The following is a 20496-nucleotide window of genomic DNA, read 5'->3' on the forward strand; positions in this document are numbered from 1 at the left end:
ATTAAAAGGTAGATACGCTATGCTTATCTGCCTTTTTTTATGGCGCCGATTTTAATAGAGCAATCCGTTTTTGCTGCATTTTGTTGAGTTTGTTGACCACCAAATGGTAAGAGTTTAGAACTAAGTCTTGAACCAAATCTTCATCCAAATGCTCATCTTCAAATACAGAAATCCAGTGCTGTTTATTCATGTGCCAACCGGTATGGATGTAAGGATAAATATCTCGTAGCATGGCCCCATGATCAGGATCAACTTTTAAATTGATTGCGGCTTTATTATGTAAATGAAAGCTCAACATAAACACTTTATCAATCACTTTAAAGACATCATAACCCTCACCAAAAGGCTGAGTCACAGTTACTTCAGGTAAGCTTCGTGTTGTTTTTAAGGCAAGTTGATGTAAAAACATAAGCTCACTCTACTCAATGGAGTTGTGGATAATGTCTAAATGATCCACAGTTGATCCAGCTTTTGTGAATAAGTTTAAGATGAACAACTCACCATAATTTCTGCTACATCACTAGGTAAGGGTTTTAAATCTTCAACTCGCTCTAAATCTGATTGTTTTAAATAGGGTTGGCTGAGTAAGTTAAACAACCGATCTACTTCCGAGAAGTCGTTACGTTCTGCACGTTCTATCGCAATTTGTAGCATATGATTGCGTAAAATATATTGCGGATTGGCAAGTTGCATCTCTTGGTCCAATTCAGCAATTTCCTGATGCCCACGAATTGCTTGATATTGTGTCAGGAAGCTTTCAAATTGACGTCGGTCTAAGCAATCATCTTTAATCGCTTCATATTCTTTATTTTGCAAGCGCAGGAAGCTACCTGTGTAATCAAGCTGCTCCGTTTGTAAAATTTGCAAAAATGCTATGCCACAATTAAAACTGTCTTTATGGATGGGTGGAAGTCCCATTTTTTGACATAAACCCAAAGTATAGTGTTCTAAAAAGGTGGTTTCAAAATGTTCTAAACATTGAGCCAAGTCAGCTTTGAATTGCTCTTTTTCAGCAGAGTCTTTTTTGAGTGGAATGAGATTATTCAGCCAGTTCCATACATTCCAGTGTCCGATACTCGGTTGTTGTTGATAAGTATAACGGCCTTGATGATCTGAATGATTGTTGATCCAATTCGGTCGAAATCTTTCCATAAAACCATAAGGGCCAAAATCCAGTGTTGAACCTGTGATGTTTAAATTATCAGTATTCATTACACCATGTGCAAATCCCACCAATTGCCATTTTGCAATCATGACAGCAGTGCGTTGTATCACTTGAGTCGCAAAAGCGAGAACCGGCTGTTCTGCTTTAAGACAATCTGGATAATGCCATTCAATACATTTATCGACAAATTCTGGCAGTAATTCAGGCTGATATTGATTAATCCATTCAAAATGACCCAAGCGAATATGACAGTCTGAAGTCCGTAACATCATGGCGCCAAGTTCTAATTTTTCACGTTGTACCCCTTGTTCTGATGAGGTAAAACCGACTGCATTACTAGAGGGAACACCTAAGGCATTTAAGGCATGACCTGCTAAATACTCTCGAATGACTGAACGTAATACCGCTCGTCCATCGCCCATACGTGAGTAGGGCGTAGCGCCAGCACCTTTTAAATGTAAGTCAATGGTTTGATGGTTTTGATCCAGTATTTGAGCAATCAGTAAACCACGGCCATCACCGAGTTGTCCTGCCCATTGACCAAATTGATGGCCTGCATACACCATCGCGAGTGGTTCAAATTCAGTAAACGTTTTTTGTCCGCTACAAATTTCTACCCATTGGGCTTTATCTTGATCTGACCACTGGAGTTGATGCGCTAGTGCTTCATTAAAATGGCCCGCTTTTGCACTTTTTAATGGTTTCGGCAATTGATGATGAAAGAGCTTGGGATTGAGCAATACATAACGCGGATTAAATTGCATAAGACAATCTAAAGATAAAGAAGATGAGGTTGACTATAGCAAACTTGCAATCTGACGAAAGAGAATTTAGGGATAAAAATGTACAATACAACGTCGCATGATGTGATTTCATTTTATGTTCAAACACAAAGTTGTATTTCTGTATCAATCAAAAAAGTAGGTCGTCATTACTTAGAAGATTTAATCTAAGTTTTTACGTATTTTTGCTCATTTGGACGAACGCCTCAGCCTTATTTTTATGCAGCTTATTTTATTCTATAAATAAATAAGCCCCCAAAAATGGGGGCTTATTCTTATTCTTTATTTATTCAGATGCAGGATTCTTTTTGATGCTACGAACCAAGATTTTTAAGCTATTGCGATGATGGGCCAGACGTTGTTCAACCAACTGATAGTCCACTTTAAGCTTGTGGTCTATTTGGTGAATTTTTTCGGCTACAGATGCTTTTTTGGCTTGAATTTCTTGCTCTTTGAGCTTCGCCCAGTCATTTAAGGTATGTGTAAATGCTTCATACTCTTGTGCGATACGAAGTTTTGCAGTGGCTAAATCTTCATTCACATTATGACCATACACCGCTAAATCTTGTTCTGCGTATTTAAAACGCATCGCCAATTCAGCTTTTTTAATATTGAAGCTTGGAATACGACGTAAGTTTTTGGCTAAGCCTAATTTTGAACATGACCAAATCAGCCATTTCGTTGGATCATACTGCCACCATTTTACGCCATTACGGTAGTCGTATTGGAAGATGTGATGATAGTTATGGTAGCCTTCACCCCAAGTGGCGATGGCTAACCAGAAATTATCACGTGCAGTATTTTCGTCGGTATATGGACGTTTGCCCCACATATGACAAAGTGAATTAATAAAGAAGGTCACATGATGGCTTAAAATGAGACGAAGTAAGCCACCCAATAATAATACACCCCACATATCACCCACAGCCCAACCCACTGTGGTTAAAATAACCGCATGGACTGCAACGACAAGGGGAATATAATATTTATCTTGGAACATGACGACTTTATCATTGAGTAAGTCGGGTGCATTTTTATAATTTGATTCTGCTGCTGGATAATTGCGAAGCATCCATCCAATATGCGCATACCAAAAACCATTATTAATTGAATAAGGATCTTGATCGATATCATCGACATGGCGATGATGCGTACGGTGACCCGATGCCCAGAACAAAATACTATTTTGAACGGCAAAAGTCCCCATTAGCATTAAAATAATTTTTAATGGCAAACTGGCTTCATAAGCACGATGTGCCCACAAGCGATGATAACCCGCAGTAATTCCCAAACTACTCACACCAAGTAGTACAAATAAGCTGATCCATGCGCCTAAGCTAAAATCATGATGATAAGCATACAAAGGGAGAGCAATTACAGCCACGATTGGTAAAAGAACCAATGCGAATACTGCAATCCAGTTAATTGGGGCTTTGGGTAAGGGAGCATTCATCTCCAACAGCACTCCTAGAACCTTTTAAAGGTAAGGTAAATAAATGTCTTAATTCAATACATTTTATAAGGATTAAGATTCATCGATATTAACATGAGCGAATAAATTTTCACTAACATTATTGTACAGTTGTATTGTACTCAACAGTAACAGAATCACAGCAGGAATTGATTGATTTTACCGAAGAATAAGAGGACTTATTTGCATCTCAGCGATAGGACGATAAAGCAAATTAAAAATACAACCACAAGGATTATTTGATTTGAGAGTGTATGTTATTTGATCACACCAAGAGGATCAATGCTTTATCAATGATTGTTGTAACAATACATATAGGTTGTGAATCCAAAAACCAAATATATTTTTATCTTTTTTAAGGGTGTAGGTTCTCTAACATCATTTTGGGGAAATCTGTGATTAGCCCATCAATGCCAAGTTTTTGAAGCTGCTTTGCACGTTGAATATCATTGACTGTCCAAACGCTCATAGATAATCCCGCTTTTTGTGTGGCTTGAATCATCTCATCGGTTGCAAGTTGATTCATCCAGCCTATTTGACAACAACCCAGCTGTAAAGCTTGTTCAATGGCAAGTTCCCTAATATCTTCTTCAATTAACAGGCCGCGTTTAAAGCTCGATTTTTGCTGCTCTAAAGCTTGATGAATTTTTAAATCAAAACTGGTAATTACGGCAGTTTGTTCAAAACCTTGCAGTTGTTTTTGTAACGCTAAAACGAGTTTTTCCGCTTCAATTTTGGTTGCAACAGCTTTGACTTCCACTTCAATATGTTCAAAATCATGAATAATATTTAGAGTTTGCGTTAAAGTTGGAGTGATTTGTGTGTCCCAATCCATCCAGATATTGGCTTGGTTATAGGCCTCTAATTCAGTGCTGTTTAAATCATAAAGTGCTTGATCTATTCCGGTCGTTCTTAAAAAATTATCATCATGCATGATAATGAGTTCATCATCTTTTAATTGTCGAACATCGAATTCAACTGCACGGATGCCTAAAGCGTGAATATATTGAAATCCAGCTAAGGTATTTTCAGGTGCTTCACCACGCGCGCCACGATGTCCGATAATTCTCATAATGAACTCACATATTCATTTTCATCTGTCTAGTAATTGTTTAAATCTTAGTTTTAGCAATAACTTCATTTTATCATACTGTTAAAAATTTACTTTTAGACAGTGATTTATCATTAAATCGTGTCATTGATGTTCTTTTGCCAAAGCACTTCACTGCCACCTTCTGCACGTTGTAAAGCACGTGAAGCGACAAAGAGCCAGTCTGAAAGACGATTTAAAAGTTGTAATGACGCAGGTTGAATGTTTTGGTCACGGCTCTGAACCGTCATGAGGCTTCGTTCTGCACGACGGCAAACTGAACGCGCTTGATGTGCATAACTACAAGACAGACTGCCTGAAGGTAAGATGAAATCTTTGAGCATAGGGAGCGTTTCATTCATACGGTCTATTTCAGTTTCTAAAAACTCTACAGAAACAGGCAAAACCAAATGATAATTTGGAATACACACTTCACCACCAAGATCAAATAACCAGTGTTGGATTAAGCTTAAAGACTTATCCCACATTGTTTTATCTTGAATTGAGCTTGCTGTAATTTGGGCACGTAGCACACCAATACAAGAGTTGAGTTCATCGACATCGCCTAAAGCAGCAATACGCAAATCATCTTTGGCAACACGTGAACCATCACCAAGTCCTGTTGTGCCTGAATCGCCTGTACGGGTGTAAATTTTACTTAAACGGTGGCCCATAGTGTTTCCTAGAATTTTAAAGTTATAAAAAAGGATAATGTCGGTCAAAACATTATCCATAAACTGCGCTGTTTTAAATGTATTTTTTGAGTTTAGATCTTAGTAACGGAATGTCACACCCGCAGAGGCTAGGCGACCACCGTTGATGTAGTAACTGCCACTACCAGAAGCCGTACGATATTTTGAATCGCTTACATTTTGGATATTTGCAAAAATATCTATATTTTTACTGACTTTGTACTGTCCATGCATATCTACGCGGAAATGTCCTGGAATTTGAACATTGTCAAAGGCACTATTATCATAATCACCATTTGCCAGTAAAGTCGTTGAGAATGTATAGCGCTCATCTGCCCAACCTGTTGTTAAAGAAATATTTTGGCGAGGGCGACGACTTAGGTCTTCATCAGTCTTTTTATCTTTAGCACGGACATAGTTATAGCTTAAATTTGTAAACAGATTTTCACCTTGCCATTTTACATAAAGCTCACTACCTTCCATTTTGGCTTTTTCAAGATTTGTCATTTGGTTCAGAACATTATCAAAATCAATTAGATTGTCGACTTCTGTTGTATACAGTGATAAACCCGTTGAAATGTTATAAGCTAGTTTCTGGTCTATACCAACTTCGTATGAAATGCTTTCCTCTGGTTTAAGCTCAGTATTACCACCATAACCGTACATATCATTCAGTGTCGGTGCTTTGAAGGCAGAACCGACATTTGCATAAATACTTGTTAATGGTAAAACTTGATAACGAACAGAGCCTTGAGCAACAGTATGTGTATCGAACTTTTCATTGTCTTCAACGCGGATACCGATTTGGGTATTTAATCCAGCTTGATTATATTTGTGCTGAATATAATAGCCTGTTGAATCAATATCTTCTTGGTAAGGTGAACCAAATGAAAGGATATCACCATCAATATTCCGCTGTGTCAAACCAACTAAGATATTTTGATGTGGTGTAAAGTCCCATTGGCCATAAATTTCTGATTCTTGGGTTTTGCTATGTACAAAATCGGGTGAATTATTTTGATCTATTTCGTCTTTAAATTGAGAAAAACGCGCATGTAGCGCTAGATTTTCAAGAACATTTAAACGACCTTTGATATTAATGATTTCATTGTTGAAGTCTTGAGAAACGAGAGCGCCGTAGTTATCGTAATCGCTATAGCCTTTATTCTCACTATAATCAACGGAAGCTGCATAGCGCTCTTTATCAACACCTACTTTTGCACTATAACCTTTTTGATTAAATGAGGCATCAGGTGCATTCTTTACGTCTTTTACAGGTGTGCCATCAGTTTCTAAGCGTTGACCACGAATTTGTGCGTAGAAACCATTTTCTGCTAAGTCAGCACCAACAACTGATTTATAAGTTTTATCTTCGCCGATTTCACCTGTCACAAAAGCTGAAATTTTTTCAGGTGTTTTTGAAATGAGTTGTACAACGCCAGAAATTGCATCAGTACCATATAAGACAGATGCAGGTCCTTTTAGTACTTCAATTTGTTTAATATCTGTTGTATCAATAAATGCTAGGGATGCAGTACCAGAGGTTGCTGAATTTAGTCGCACACCATCTCTTAAAACAAGGGTTTGATTTGAATTACCACCACGTAGGAAAATAGAAGCTGTTTGCCCATAGCCACCGCTTTGTACCATATTGATAGAAGCATCGGTCTGTAATAGTTGTGGTAAAGAGGCAATAGGTGATTGTTCAAGAATTTTCGGCTCAATAATGTTGATGCGCGCAGGAACCTCACTGATTTTTTGCTCTGAACGAGAAGCAGTAACCACCAAAGTTTCTAAAGAAGCCTTTACAGAAGAATCAGTATTCGCTTGTGCAGATACCGAAAAACCCATAGCAATAGCGATTGCACCCACAAGTGCCGTCGGTTGAAATAAATTAGACATATTTTAGGCTCCATACATTCACCCCCCGTGAATGATTGAGTTAAAGGCGCAACAAGCAGGTTTCCGGACTTAAATGTAATATCTAGGATATTTGCATATCCACCTTCCCACACGGTCGTGCAGTGGTGTCAATCTTAAAAAAGATTTCATTGATATGCTTTTCATTTTTACCGTTGCGGGGGCAGTATTGGACTTTCACCAACTTCCCTAAAGCGAATGCTTAGACTTGCTGCATTTTGCGCGCAGTATAAAGTTTGTATGTGAATTACACAATGTATGTAAATAATATTGAGGATGAACTTTACTCAAGTTTTTAAAATTGCATTACAATGATTTGCCTCCAATCTTTAGACTGGTTGATTTAGGCTAAATTTAAAACCAAAACATAGAGCGACTTGTATGCGGACTCGTGCCAAAATTTGTGGAATCACGCGAATTGAAGATATTCATTCAGCCGTACATGCCGGTGTAGATGCGATAGGATTTGTATTTTATGCGCCTAGTCCTCGTTATGTGACATTCGCGCAAGCGCAACAACTGGCCCATCACATACCCGCTTATGTTCAGTTGGTCGGCTTGTTTGTAAATGCAAGCAGCGACGAAATTTTGCAAGTTTTAAAAAATGTGCCTTTGGATATCGTACAATTTCATGGCGATGAATCTCCAGAACAGTGCCACGATATTGCAAAAATTGTAGGACGCCGTTGGTACAAGGCCATTCAGGTTAAACCAGACCTTGATATTATAAAAATTATAAAAAACTACCAACATGCGGGTGCAAGTGCCGTATTATTGGATGCTTGGCATCCTGATCTTAAAGGCGGAACTGGGCATCAATTCGATTGGTCGCAGTTCCCGAAATTGGATATTCCTTTAATTTTGGCAGGTGGACTGAAACCTGACAATATTGAAGAGGCTATAAAAACGACTGGTGCTTATGCAGTCGATGTGAGCGGAGGCGTAGAATCCGCAAAAGGTATAAAAGACCAACAACTCATTGAACACTTTATGCAAGGAGTCCAACGTGGATCAGCAAAGTATTAATCACGACAATCAGGTGATTGACTATACCCAATTCCCGAATGACAAAGGGCATTTCGGTATCCATGGCGGACGTTTTGTGTCAGAAACACTGATGGCGGCTTTGGAAGACTTAGAAAAGCTTTATTTCCGCATGAAAGATGATCCACAGTTTCTGGCAGAATTCGACCGTGATTTAGCCTACTATGTGGGACGTCCTAGCCCACTTTATCATGCTGAACGTTGGTCAAAAGAGTTAGGCGGCGCGCAAATTTATTTAAAACGTGAAGACCTAAATCATACCGGATCACACAAGGTCAATAATACGATTGGTCAAGCATTGCTCGCAAAGTTGTCGGGTAAAAAACGTATTATTGCGGAAACAGGTGCAGGACAACATGGTGTAGCGACTGCAACAATTGCTGCACGTTTAGGCCTTGAATGTGTCGTATTTATGGGTGCTGACGACGTCAAGCGTCAAGCTATGAATGTATACCGTATGCGTTTACTTGGTGCGACTGTCGTACCCGTACAAAGTGGCTCTAAAACATTGAAAGATGCCATGAATGAAGCGATGCGTGATTGGGTGACTAATGTAGATTCCACCTATTATGTGATTGGTACTGTAGCGGGACCACATCCTTATCCACAATTGGTTCGTGATTTCCAATCCATTATTGGTCGCGAAGCACGTAAGCAAATTCAGGAACAAGCAGGTCGCCTGCCAGATGCACTGGTTGCTTGTGTCGGTGGTGGTTCAAATGCAATGGGCTTGTTTTACCCATTCTTGAATGATGAAGATGTGAAAATGTATGGGGTGGAAGCCGCAGGTCATGGTATTGAGACAGGAAAACATTCTGCACCTTTAAATGCAGGTCATGTGGGTGTATTGCATGGCAACCGTACTTATCTCATGTCAGATGAGCAAGGTCAGATTATGGAGACGCATTCAATTTCGGCGGGACTTGATTATCCTGGAGTTGGCCCTGAACATAGTTTCTTGAAAGATATGAATCGCGTTCAATATGTGCCGATTACTGACAATGAAGCTTTACAAGGTTTCCGTGATTTGACGCAAATTGAAGGCATTATTCCTGCACTTGAAAGTGCACATGCGATGGCGTATGTGACGAAACTTGCACCAACCATGTCTAAAGATCAAATTATTATTGCGACCGTTTCAGGTCGTGGTGATAAAGATTTAATGACGGTTGCACGTATTGATGGTGTAGAAATGGTTGAGATGTAATTTCTTAACATTCTTGAATTTAAGAATCGTGTTGGGTGAAAGCTCAGCACGTTTTTTTTGTCATGTATAGCATTCGGATTAAAAAATTAAAGCTGAAAATTTTGAAAATTAATATGGTTATTGGATGAATGAAAAGACCATTTGCAATTGTTTGGGGTAGACGGTCAGTTGAAATATACAGTTTTTGCGATAGAGTGAGCTGAAAAGATAGGGTGTACCGAGTTTCGCAAACATAAAAAATGTCTTTGACGACTTTGAGCGAAACCAAAGTAATATGATGATCTACTTGAACTATAAATTGTAAAACTTCCGCATGTGCATTTTAATTTAAAAAGGAGCAGAAAATGCCTAGCCTATTTATTGTCATGCTCGGTGGCCGTCATGCTCGTGCCAATACAGAAGTCCACGATGTGGTCTTGGCCGTGGGCGACTCTCTTGAGGATGTTTATCCACAATTAAAACAAGCATGGTTTGCTGAACAAAAAGGTCTACATATTGATGCATGGGCGCAAATAAATGGCATCGAATTTGAAGGTAGACACTACCAAATCCAATTCACAAATACTCAGCCGAATCAGGCCCATGATAAACTTTGGCTGATCAATTTAGGTGGCTATGATTCGCGTGAATTTGGTGAATTACATCGTTATATTTTAGTCGTTGCACAAAACAGAATGGTCGCAAAACAGCGTGGTAAAGCGTATTTTTCTGCGCAATGGCAGAAGCCGCACACTGATCGAGTTTTAGAGATTGATGATTGTATTGCGATTGATCAAATTCACGGACGTTATGTTGAATTAAAAGAAGGCACATTTTGTGGCAATCGTTGGGAAAACACCTATCTCACAATCTAAATGTCTGACTTTGAGTTTGATTTTAGGGTTCAGCCACTTATTTTTATTTAAGTTTGAAATTGAATAACTTAAATTTTTTTGTATTTTTTCGATGAAATAAAAGCAGGAGTCATTTTAAATGCGCATTATCAGGGCATAATTAGACCAACAACTTATAATCTCTTTGCTAGATGGAATTTAATAAATGGATTTGATTGAATCAAATGGGCAACTTAATTATGGACGCTTTAGTACACTTCCTCGAAGTATCGATTTAAATAAGTATCAATATAAAACGCCCTATGGCGATGTACTTAAAGGCTGGCGTAAAAAATTAAAATATAAAAAATTTAAGTTTTGTTGTATTCAGCATGAGCATTACACGATTGGCTTGGCAATTGCCGATATTGCTTGGGCAGGACATGGTTTTATCTATATTTATAATCATCAAACCGATGAAGTTTTAGAATGGAATGCCACACATTTCTTGGCACGTCATACCTCGGTCGATGAGCAACCGTTGTATAGCCAAAGCTTTTTTTCAAAGTCACCTTTTCAAATTGAAATGCAACATGCCAACGGTGTGCGTTATATCCATGTCACCAAACATGGTGAAATTAAACTGAGTGCACGTATTTTTTGCGCTGGAACAGACCCTTTAAGCATGTGTAGTCCAACGGGAACCAATGGTTGGACATATACCCAAAAGTTAACCACCTTAACTTGTGAAGGGTATTTTATGAACAAGCAGGGAAAAACCATTCAATTCAATGAAAAAACCTTTGCTTCTTTAGATGATACCTGTGGTTTTCTGCGACCAGAAACGGCTTGGTTTTGGTTATCTTGCAATTTTTGGGATACACACAATAATCGTATTGGTTTAAATTTAGCCTCGGGTGTCAATGAAAGTTTTGGCAATGAGAATTGTTTATGGATCAATGGGATTTTATATCCGCAAAGTGATGTTTTATTTCAATTGCAATCTGAAGGATGTTGGACCATTCGATCGCTTGATCAAAAACTTAATTTGACGGTAGAAACAGGTTGGCGTCGTTATGAAAACCTCAATTTAAGATGGGTTGGAAGTCAGTTTAGCCAGTGGCAGGCCAAAATTAGCGGTAGTATCCAGCAAGATGATCAAGAAATTATACTTTCCAATGAATATGGTTTAATAGAACAACATTATGCCAAATGGTAATGGATCAAGTTAAACCTAAAAAAACCAAGTGATGAAAACTTGGTTTTTTTCGCTTGGAAATGCTTAACCTTTTGCGGCTTGCCAAAAAGCTTCACCGGCCTGAATTGGATCATTTGTTTCTGCTAAGGTTTTTACCCAAACATCATACTGGGCAATAATAGGATGCTGACTTGGATGAAAGTCTGGGTCAAACCAATCTCGATATTGTTGTTTCATTTGTACAATACAGCCATTTTTCCCAAAAAACCAAGGCAAGCCTTTGATATTCATTTTAAGGCGCTCTAAGGCAGTATATCCATCGTATTTAAGCATAATATTAGTACGGTACAGAGTGAATCCAAACATTAGAAATGTGGTCCAGACCAAGGTGAATTTACGCAATGATTCAGGTACATCACCCACTTGCTTCATGACATCAAAAGCTACATCGCGGTGTTCCATTTCTTCAATGGCATGCCAAGCGAGTAAAGCACGTACATAGGGATGTGCATCTTTGAGGGTATTTTTATTTCCATAAAAAGTTTCTGCCATCAGTGCGGTCAAATGTTCAGCTGCTGCAGTCATAGCAATGTTGTATTGCGGAGAACGCTGTTCCAATTCAAATTTGAATATTTTTTTTAAGCGCTGAATAAATTGGTCCACAGGCATGCCTTGATCTTTCATGACCTGATTCATTTTGTCGTGTGCAATACCATGCTGAGCTTCCTGACGAATAAAATCAGCGACACGCATTTTTAGATCGGGGTCGCTAATTTGGTCACGAAACAAACGCACAGATTGGATGAAATAGCGTTCGCCATCAGGGAAGGTCAAGCTTAATGCATCAAACATACGGGTAATAAATGGATCTCCGCCAAACCAAAAACGGGGAATCTCATCGAGCTTAAAGTCAAGATCACTTCGAACCACAGGATTTACTTGATATTGCATAATGGCATTCATATTATTTTACTTAAATGGCCTGAGATAAACCCAGTATGTCGGGCTTTTAAAATTTTGTTTTGACAGTACTTGCCATTTTTTATACATTTTATGACAAAGTGAAAATGTCGTATGTCAACATTACTAATCAATATTGAGTTGGGTCATGCAAGAAATACAAATACCGAATGGTTATTTTCAACTCTGGCAAATGTATTTGATCGAACGTGGTCTAAATGGCTTACAGCTTGATTTCATGCACAATCAGCGTGAACAATTAGAGTATATTTTAAGCTTGCCGATAGATACTCAGTCTTCGTATACCTTTTTTTTAGAGGTGGTGCAGCGCACCCAACAGCATTTGGACTGTCCGCAACTCATTTTTGACATGGCACGTTATATTCGTCCAGAACATTTTGGATTATTGGGTTACATGGCTTCTCGAAGTCATAGCGTGGCCGAGGCGATTCATTATGTCATGCGATTTAGTCGTTTGGTGATTGATGGTTCGGCTGCAACGACTTTGCAAGTGTATCAGTCGGGAGATGAAATTCATTTATCTTGGCCATGTATTCATGAAAAATACGCTTTAATACATGAAATGACATTTGCCTGTATTGTCGCCTTGGCGCGTCAAATTTTTAATTTTAATCAACCTTTATTGAAATCTATTCATTTTGCCCATGCAGCACAAAACAGTATCTATCACTATCAAAAATTTTATAACGCTGAGGTTTTGTTTAAACAGTCCGAATATCAACTTGTTTTAAGTTTGGAAAGTTTAAAGTTACCGTCACAACAAGCGGATCCTTCGCTAATTCATTTATTGACCAAGCAGGCAGAAGAAGCAATTGCCGCAAAGCCCAATGAGATCAGTTTGGCGCAATATATTCATACTTGGGCGGCTGATTATTTACGGACAGAAAACAAGATCCCTAAAATTGAACAAATAGCGGCAGAACTGTATTTATCGACACGAACATTACAGCGACAGCTTGATCAGCTAAAGACATCATTTAAAAAAATTATTGAAATTGAAAGAATGAAGCGTTGTGAACAGCTCTTATTGCAAAATATGAGTCTGACTGATTTGGCGATGCACCTAGGATATTCAGACCAGTCCGCTTTAACACGGGCTTATAAAGCCTATACGGGGCACACGTTGTTACAACGTAAACAACAAATTAAGCTATTTAGACAAGTGAGAAATGATAAATAAAAGTGCTTAAAAATATAAGAATAAGTCGCAGTGATCATCGATAAGTTGATCATTGAGTGTGAAGATCGCATGTCATAAAAAGGAAAAAAACGAAATCGTGCGCAAGGTAATGCAGGTTTTGCTATTAGATGAAAGATGAAAAGTATGAGCTAACTTAATTATTTTTATCAGATTTTTGTGGATTAAAATAAGTTTATCTTTATATTGAATATTTTTTTAAAGCGCAAAATTAGGCATCTTTGATCATTGAGTAAAAGTCATAAATATCGGTAAATGGGTTTCTCGGATTGTTCTGAAAAAATGAGATTGTCAGTTTAGCGTAGCGTGAATATTTTAAGCTCTATTCAATGGGCAAAAAATAGCGTTACAATGCGTTGTCTTGTATTTCTACAAAGCCAACTCCTCAGTTTTTAAATAATTCAAGGAAAGTACACCTTATGTCACGTTTAGCCACTCGTTTTGGACAGCTTAAATCTCAGCAACGTAAAGCGCTTGTTTCTTATGTAATGGCTGGTGACCCTCATCCTCAAGTAACAGTTCCATTGTTACACCAAATGGTTGAGGCAGGTGTAGATGTGCTTGAGCTGGGTCTTCCATTTTCTGACCCAATGGCAGATGGTCCAGTGATTGCTCTTGCAGCAGAACGTGCCTTGGCAGGCGGAACCAATACTTTAGATGCTTTAAACATGGTCAAAGAGTTTCGCCAAAAAGATACAGAAACGCCTGTCGTTTTAATGGGTTATTTAAACCCTGTTGAAGTGATTGGTTATGAAAAATTTGTATCCATTGCCAATGAATGTGGTGTTGATGGAGTGCTTTTGGTCGATTTACCGCCTGAAGAAGCAAAGGATTTTGATCAAGTATTAAAGAAATTTGATATGGACCAAATCTTTTTACTTGCACCGACATCAACCGATGAGCGTATTCAGCATGTTGCCAATCAAGCCAGTGGTTTTATTTACTACGTTTCCTTGAAAGGGGTAACGGGTGCAGCAACTTTAGATGTGTCTGAAGCTGCGGCTCGTATCCAAAAAATTAAAACTGTGACTGATATTCCTGTGGGTGTGGGTTTTGGTATTAGCGATGCTGCATCTGCAAAAGCAATGGGTGTAGCCGCTGATGCAGTGATTGTAGGCAGTGCTTTTGTCAAACAATTTGCAAACCTAGCGCCAGAACAAGCCGTTTTAGAAACGGTTAATAAAGTCAAGGAGCTTCGAGCTGCGCTCGATGAGTTAGTATGAATCAAGAAGTGAAATCAGGCAAAATCCTGAGCCCAGCGACGCCATGGACGGAACGTCATGTTCCAGGTATTCACATTCCCGATGAGCAAACTGCACTCAAGGCAACATTTACAGAGCCAACAATCGAATGCCCTGAATGTCATGCCTTAGTGACACGTACAGCCATGTCATTTAATGCCTATGTTTGTCCGCAATGTGATGAGCATTTGCGTATGAAGGCTCGCGAACGTTTGAACTGGTTTTTTGATCAGGTAAAAAATGAATTTGGTCAAGAATTTGTCGCGAAAGATCCATTAAAATTTGTAGACAGTAAGCCCTATCCAGAGCGGATGTCTGAAGCGCAAAAGAAAACCGGTGAAACTGAAGCCTTGGTGGTAATGCAAGGTGTACTGAAAGGAATTCCTTTAATTGCATGTGCGTTTGAATTCGACTTTATGGGCGGTTCAATGGGTACAGTGGTAGGTGACCGTTTTGTACAAGCAGCTGAACGTGCGATTAAAGATAAACAGCCTTTAATTTGTTTTGCTGCATCAGGCGGTGCACGTATGCAAGAAGGCATGTTGTCACTGATGCAAATGGCGCGTACTTCAGCAGCCATTCAACGTATGAAAGATGCAGGTTTACCGTATTTAGTGGTTTTAACTCATCCAGTTTATGGTGGTGTAACCGCTTCACTGGCCATGTTAGGTGATGTACATATTGCAGAGCCTAAAGCCATGATTGGTTTTGCGGGTAAACGTGTGATTGAGCAAACAGTTCGTGAAAAATTGGAAGAACCGTTCCAACGTGCTGAATATTTGCTTGATCATGGTGTGGTCGATCAGATTGTTCATCGTCACGCATTACGTGATACTGTATATCGTATTGTCGCGAAACTGATGAATTTGTCTTGAACACAGCTCCACTTGCAACAGATGATTTAAACACATGGCTCAATTATTGGAGCCATGTTCACGTTACGGGTATTGATTTAGGTTTAGAGCGCGTTATTCCAGTTGCAGAAAAACTCGGAGTAACTCGTCCAAATGCCCAAGTTTTTACTGTAGCGGGTACCAATGGTAAAGGATCAACCACCACCACTTTGGCCGCTATTTTAAATGCACAAGGCTATCAAGTTGGATTATATCAATCACCGCATATTTACCGTTTTAATGAACGAGTGAAGTTATCTGGGATTGAAGTGGATGACCAAACTTTGGTGGATGCGTTTGTACAAGTGGATCAAGCACGTCGCGCGTGTGATTTAAGCTTATCGTTTTTCGAAGCAACCACGCTGGCTGCTTTTGTCATTTTTAAAAATAAACAATGTGATGTTTGGGTGCTTGAAGTCGGTCTAGGTGGTCGCTTAGATGTGGTGAATGTTGTTGATCCAGATGTAGCTGTAATTACCAATATTGGACTCGACCACATTGATTGGCTGGGCGATACCATTGAAAAAATTGCTTTTGAAAAAGCAGGGATTATCCGACCAGATATTCCTGTCATTTTTGGTGGTTTACAGTCACTTCCGCATGCTATTCAAAATAAAGTGAAAGAATGTGAGGCGAAACTTTATGTCGCTGATCGTGATTATTTCTATCAATATACCGACGATGGTCAGGCGTGGATGTTTGCATCCTCAGGCACGACCTTAAAACTCCCGATGGGTTCCTTAGCACTTGAAAATATTGCAACAGCAGTTGCTGCTATTTTAGTGAGTGATTTAACGGTTAGCCAAGCCGCAATTACTCAAGGCATTCAGCAAGCACACTTACAAGGCCGTTTTGAAATTCGTCAAATTCAAGGTAAAACGGTGATTTTTGATGCTGGACATAATCCGCATGGCGTTGAGTTTTTGTTAAAGCAGTTGCGAAAATTCTTGGAATACCATAAACAGTACACAGAAGTGATTAGTGTTTTTTCCATGTTGGCCGACAAAGATATTAATTCCGTCGTAAATTTATTGAAAGATACGATTTCAACATGGAAAATTGCACCCTTAATAGCTCCGAGAGCAGCTGAAATAGCGCAGCTTGATGACGCATTACAAGGTGAAACAGTACAACACTTTAAAAGTGTTCAATTGGCTTTTAAATCAGCGCTGAATGAAACAAAGAATAATCAGCTGATCTTGGTATGTGGTTCGTTTCATACCTTAGAAGCCGTATGGGAGTATTTGGAAGAATGTCAATGAATAACAAACAACGCTGGATGGGTGGTGTTGTTTTATTAGGTGGCGGTGTGTTGTTGGCCGCTTTGCTTTTAAAAGGCAAAGAAGAAATCTATCAAAATAATCATTCAGCTCCAGAAAAAGCGGCTTTGATTGAGCCACAAAAACCTGTAGCAGAAGGTGAAATGGTTCAACTACAACCGTTAACAGTGGATGTAGAAACAGAAAAACGTTTGCTTGAAGAACAGCGCCGTGGTCGTGAAAAAGCGGTGGCAGAGCAAGAAGCACGTGCGGCTGAGTTTTTGGTCATGCAGCAACAAGCGGAAGCTGATGCAGCACGAAAAGCTGCCGAAGAATATGCGGCATTAAATGCACATCGTTTAGGTGCACAGCAAAGTTCAGACAATATTCCACCTGAGTTGATAGAAGATGAAAAGGTCAAACAGAAACGTTTGGCTGAAGAAAAATTGAGTGCCGAAAAAAAGTTACAACAACAGCAAACTCAAAAACAAAATACTGAGGCTAATCAGAAACTAGGCGAAGATAAACGTATAGCTGAAGAAAAACGCAAGGCTGATGCCGCAAAAAAGTTAGCTGAACAAAAGGCGATTGAGAAAAAAGCCCTTGAGAAAAAAGTAGCGGATGAAAAAGCCAAAGAAGCTGAAAGTAAACGTAAAGCTGCCGAACAGAAAGAATTAGAGCGTAAAGAAGCAGAAAAGAAAAAAGCACAAACGCAAGAAGCCGCTGCTAAGAAAAAGGCAGAAGCTGAAAAAGCACGTGATTTATTGGAAAATGGTGAGAAGCAATGGATGGTACAGGTGGCTTTGGCTGCCAATGAAGCGAATGCAGATGCAGTTGCTTCTAAACTACGTGCTAAAGGTTATAAAGTCACCAAAAGCCCAACCTCGAAAGGGATTAGAATTATGGTTGGCCCTTCTAAAGATAGAGATGCAGCAGATGCTGCACGTAAAAAAATTAATACAGACGACGGTTTAAATATGAAGTCGGCTTGGGTCATTGAGTGGGTGCCGTTAGATAAGCGCTAAACTGTTTTAAGTCAGTCATTAGGCAGTATTTTGCTTAAATCGACTTTTAAGATGGATTTGACAGATGATGTTGAATCCATTTTATATTTTCAGGGCTGAATAGTTTTTCAATATGGATCCAAATTGGATGAAAACCATAACCACCATGCTTCATTTCATTTAATGCATCTTCAATTGACCAGTCCTCAAAAATAATACGATACATGGCAATCGTAGCACCAGTCCGATCGGAGCCATGATAACAATGAATGAGCACCTTTTTATTCAATGTTTTTGCCTGTTGAATATGTCGCATGACCAGTAATAAATCTTCTCGAGACATGGCCCATGTGTGAATTGGAACATGAATCAATTGAAAGTCAGTATTTGGAAGAATCTTTAAGTCAGGATTTCTCGACCTTAAATTTAGAACGACATCAATTTGGTGGGCTTTTAATTCAGCGATCAATTCTGGTTGCGGTTGCTCACTACGAAAGACTTGCTCACTAATTTGATAAAAATTACGTTCACTATTTAAGGATTTACCCCAGTGGGGTGGACGATGGTCTACTGGTATGCTCGAGGTGCTGACACAACCGCTTAAATAAGCACTACTGATTAAAATGGCAAGAACAGTTTTTTTGATCATGCTTGATACCTTGCCAGTTCAATGGGGTCGTGGGCGCAAATAATCTCAATATTTGTCGTAATTTGAGCCAAGGATTGAATTTTGTGTAAATTATCCAAACGCATAGCGTTATTTTCGGCAAAAATACGTTCCAATGTATCAAGTGTTCGAAGCTTATTTTTAGGGTTGAGTTGTAGGTGTGAATAATACGCATCTCCGCAAAAAAATAACCAGCCCTCCTGTTTTTTTATGGCAATTCCGCAATGACCTTGGGTGTGACCCAATAAGGGAATCATTAAAATTTCATCCTGAAATAAACTAAACCCTTGAACCTGATGTAAGTTAAACCAAGCATCACCTTGAGTAGGTTCAATAAAATTCCAGTAACGATGTTGTTTGAATTGTTGGGGTTTATAGCGCATTCGATTCTTAACAGAGAGCAAATTTTGTGTTGCATTAAATTCATTGGATAATACATGGACGATCGCATGAGGAAAGACAGAAATTCCTCCAGCATGATCAAAATCGAGATGGCTCACAAGGATATGCTTTACATCTTTGGGGTTAAATCCCAAACTTTGAACTTGTGCAATTGCTGTTAAATCGAGATTCTGCTCAATACGTCCTAAGCGTAAAGCCATATGACCTAGACGTGCTTGGGGATATAAATAGTCCTGAATACCTAAACCGGTATCAATTAAAACCAGACCTTGATCAGTTTCAACAAGAAGGCAATGGCAAACTACTTTGGCATGTAATCCTTTTTGACCAAATAAGGGGCCACAAATTGGGCACAAAGTGCCACAATGCAAATGATGAATATTGTAAATCACGCGCTTTATTCTTAACGTTAAGTGAGTCTAGTTATAAACGGACTATCACTGAAATACCAACTTGATTTTGTAATTCAAATGCTTAGTGAAATAAAAAAACCTGTCATTAGACAGGTTTTTTTAAAGAAATCAGGATTTGGCTCGTCATTTAAATCCTCTATTTCAGCAAGTAATACTGGCTTTATTTTGATACTCCGTTTGCTTCACGCTTTAATTAAAGCAGTGTATTTTTATCCGAAACTACGCTCGTCTTGAGACAAAATAAGACAGTGTCTTATTTTTAACTCGAAGCACAGCTTCTTGTCTTGCGTTCAGGTGGAACGGTGCTCCACTTATCCATTACTACGCACTTCGTTTGCCTTGCGCTGCAACCAAAGCAGTGCTTTAGTTTTGCTCAGGTTGCGGGGTTAAGCGTAAATAAGGTGTCACTGCTGTATAACCTTTAGGAAAGCGCTGCTTCAATTCTGCTTCGTCTTTTATAGAGGGTACAATGACAACATCTTCACCTTGTTGCCAGTTTGCAGGGGTAGCGACTTTATAGTTGTCGGTCAGTTGAAGAGAATCGACCACACGTAAAACCTCATGGAAATTACGCCCAGTAGATGCAGGATAAGTAATAATTAAACGCACTTTTTTATTTGGGTCAAGAATGACCAAAGAGCGTACAGTTAGCGTCTCGCTGGCATTGGGATGAATAAAGTCGTACAGGGTAGAGACCTTACGATCTTGATCGGCAAGAATTGGAAAATTGACTGTGGTATTTTGCGTTTCATTAATGTCATTAATCCATCCTTTATGGGATTCGACATCATCCACCGAGAGTGCAATCGCTTTTACGTTACGCTTGCTAAACTCGTCTTTTAATTTTGCGGTAAATCCAAGTTCAGTGGTGCATACAGGGGTATAGTCAGCAGGGTGTGAAAATAAAATCCCCCAACTATCACCTAAATAGTCGTAGAAATTAATCAGACCTTCACTTGAGTCTTGCTCAAAGTTTGGTGCAATATCGCCTAAACGTAATGTCATTTTAACCACCTCAAATGATGTATTTATAATTTTCTTAAGCCTCAATATGGCG

19 protein-coding genes and 1 riboswitch are annotated in these 20496 nt (G+C 39.1%); of the genes, 9 read left to right on the top strand and 10 right to left on the bottom strand.

Annotated elements, in window-relative coordinates:
• Positions 1-37: 37 nt before the first annotated feature.
• From H0S58_RS02500 to H0S58_RS02525, 6 genes are all read right to left on the bottom strand, one after another.
• The gene (locus tag H0S58_RS02500) at positions 38-409 is read right to left on the bottom strand and encodes an MmcQ/YjbR family DNA-binding protein (protein WP_195727045.1); all 372 of its coding nucleotides are present in this window, start codon (positions 407-409) and stop codon (positions 38-40) included.
• A 74-nt stretch (positions 410-483) separates the two neighbouring features.
• The gene (locus H0S58_RS02505) at positions 484-1929 is read right to left on the bottom strand and encodes a protein adenylyltransferase SelO (RefSeq protein ID WP_195727046.1); all 1446 of its coding nucleotides are present in this window, start codon (positions 1927-1929) and stop codon (positions 484-486) included.
• 304 nt (positions 1930-2233) lie between these two features.
• Positions 2234-3400, bottom strand: coding sequence for an acyl-CoA desaturase (locus tag H0S58_RS02510; RefSeq protein WP_195727047.1), 1167 nt, complete (start codon positions 3398-3400; stop codon positions 2234-2236).
• Positions 3401-3773: 373 nt separating this feature from the next.
• Positions 3774-4490, bottom strand: a complete 717-nt coding sequence (locus H0S58_RS02515) for a glycerophosphodiester phosphodiesterase (RefSeq protein ID WP_195727048.1) — start codon at positions 4488-4490, stop codon at positions 3774-3776.
• 113 nt (positions 4491-4603) lie between these two features.
• Positions 4604-5182: a cob(I)yrinic acid a,c-diamide adenosyltransferase gene (locus H0S58_RS02520; protein WP_195727049.1), complete on the bottom strand. Its 579-nt coding sequence runs from the start codon at positions 5180-5182 to the stop codon at positions 4604-4606.
• A gap of 99 nt (positions 5183-5281) precedes the next feature.
• A complete protein-coding gene (locus H0S58_RS02525; protein WP_195727050.1) occupies positions 5282-7102 on the bottom strand; it encodes a TonB-dependent receptor plug domain-containing protein in 1821 nt (606 codons plus the stop codon).
• A gap of 36 nt (positions 7103-7138) precedes the next feature.
• Positions 7139-7347, bottom strand: a riboswitch (cobalamin riboswitch).
• Positions 7348-7501: 154 nt separating this feature from the next.
• Between H0S58_RS02525 and H0S58_RS02530 the strand changes: the two genes are divergently transcribed.
• The 4 genes from H0S58_RS02530 to H0S58_RS02545 all read left to right on the top strand — a co-directional run bounded on the left by H0S58_RS02530 (position 7502) and on the right by H0S58_RS02545 (position 11402).
• Positions 7502-8146, top strand: coding sequence for a phosphoribosylanthranilate isomerase (locus tag H0S58_RS02530; RefSeq protein ID WP_195727051.1), 645 nt, complete (start codon positions 7502-7504; stop codon positions 8144-8146).
• Entirely contained in the window at positions 8142-9371 is a 1230-nt protein-coding gene (gene trpB / locus H0S58_RS02535) for a tryptophan synthase subunit beta (RefSeq protein WP_092720919.1), read from the top strand. The genes H0S58_RS02530 and trpB overlap by 5 nt, the downstream gene beginning before the upstream one ends.
• Positions 9372-9715: 344 nt before the next feature.
• Positions 9716-10225 carry a DUF1543 domain-containing protein gene (locus H0S58_RS02540; protein WP_195727052.1) on the top strand — a complete coding sequence of 170 codons (510 nt, stop codon included), beginning with the start codon at positions 9716-9718 and terminating at the stop codon, positions 10223-10225.
• Between the two features lie 184 nt (positions 10226-10409).
• Complete coding sequence (locus H0S58_RS02545) at positions 10410-11402, top strand: DUF2804 domain-containing protein (RefSeq protein WP_053579650.1); 993 nt, start codon at positions 10410-10412, stop codon at positions 11400-11402.
• Positions 11403-11465: 63 nt separating this feature from the next.
• Here the strand turns inward: H0S58_RS02545 and H0S58_RS02550 are convergent, their stop codons facing one another.
• Positions 11466-12344: a metal-dependent hydrolase gene (locus H0S58_RS02550; protein WP_195727053.1), complete on the bottom strand. Its 879-nt coding sequence runs from the start codon at positions 12342-12344 to the stop codon at positions 11466-11468.
• 145 nt (positions 12345-12489) lie between these two features.
• Here H0S58_RS02550 and H0S58_RS02555 point away from each other — a divergent pair, with 145 nt between their 5' ends.
• The 5 genes from H0S58_RS02555 to H0S58_RS02575 all read left to right on the top strand — a co-directional run bounded on the left by H0S58_RS02555 (position 12490) and on the right by H0S58_RS02575 (position 17978).
• Positions 12490-13542 carry an AraC family transcriptional regulator gene (locus H0S58_RS02555; protein WP_195727054.1) on the top strand — a complete coding sequence of 351 codons (1053 nt, stop codon included), beginning with the start codon at positions 12490-12492 and terminating at the stop codon, positions 13540-13542.
• A 437-nt stretch (positions 13543-13979) separates the two neighbouring features.
• Positions 13980-14783: a tryptophan synthase subunit alpha gene (gene trpA, locus H0S58_RS02560; RefSeq protein ID WP_053579653.1), complete on the top strand. Its 804-nt coding sequence runs from the start codon at positions 13980-13982 to the stop codon at positions 14781-14783.
• Positions 14780-15676 (top strand): acetyl-CoA carboxylase, carboxyltransferase subunit beta, encoded by an 897-nt coding sequence (accD, locus tag H0S58_RS02565; RefSeq protein ID WP_195727055.1) that lies wholly within the window; start codon positions 14780-14782, stop codon positions 15674-15676. The genes trpA and accD overlap by 4 nt, the downstream gene beginning before the upstream one ends.
• Positions 15673-16956 carry a bifunctional tetrahydrofolate synthase/dihydrofolate synthase gene (folC, locus tag H0S58_RS02570; protein ID WP_195727056.1) on the top strand — a complete coding sequence of 428 codons (1284 nt, stop codon included), beginning with the start codon at positions 15673-15675 and terminating at the stop codon, positions 16954-16956. The genes accD and folC overlap by 4 nt, the downstream gene beginning before the upstream one ends.
• Positions 16947-17978, top strand: a complete 1032-nt coding sequence (locus tag H0S58_RS02575; RefSeq protein ID WP_413784409.1) for an SPOR domain-containing protein — start codon at positions 16947-16949, stop codon at positions 17976-17978. Before folC ends, H0S58_RS02575 begins: the two co-directional genes overlap by 10 nt.
• Before the next feature lie 46 nt (positions 17979-18024).
• Here the strand turns inward: H0S58_RS02575 and H0S58_RS02580 are convergent, their stop codons facing one another.
• The 3 genes from H0S58_RS02580 to H0S58_RS02590 form a co-directional block, all read right to left on the bottom strand.
• Complete coding sequence (locus H0S58_RS02580) at positions 18025-18606, bottom strand: dual specificity protein phosphatase family protein (RefSeq protein WP_195727058.1); 582 nt, start codon at positions 18604-18606, stop codon at positions 18025-18027.
• The gene (locus tag H0S58_RS02585) at positions 18603-19418 is read right to left on the bottom strand and encodes an MBL fold metallo-hydrolase (protein ID WP_195727059.1); all 816 of its coding nucleotides are present in this window, start codon (positions 19416-19418) and stop codon (positions 18603-18605) included. Before H0S58_RS02585 ends, H0S58_RS02580 begins: the two co-directional genes overlap by 4 nt.
• A 384-nt stretch (positions 19419-19802) precedes the next feature.
• Positions 19803-20444: a peroxiredoxin gene (locus H0S58_RS02590; RefSeq protein WP_193892167.1), complete on the bottom strand. Its 642-nt coding sequence runs from the start codon at positions 20442-20444 to the stop codon at positions 19803-19805.
• Between the last annotated feature and the right edge of the window lie 52 nt (positions 20445-20496).

Origin of the sequence: Acinetobacter sp. TTH0-4, from assembly GCF_015602665.1 — a bacterium.
In the GTDB taxonomy this organism is placed as follows: Bacteria; Pseudomonadota; Gammaproteobacteria; order Pseudomonadales; family Moraxellaceae; genus Acinetobacter; species Acinetobacter albensis.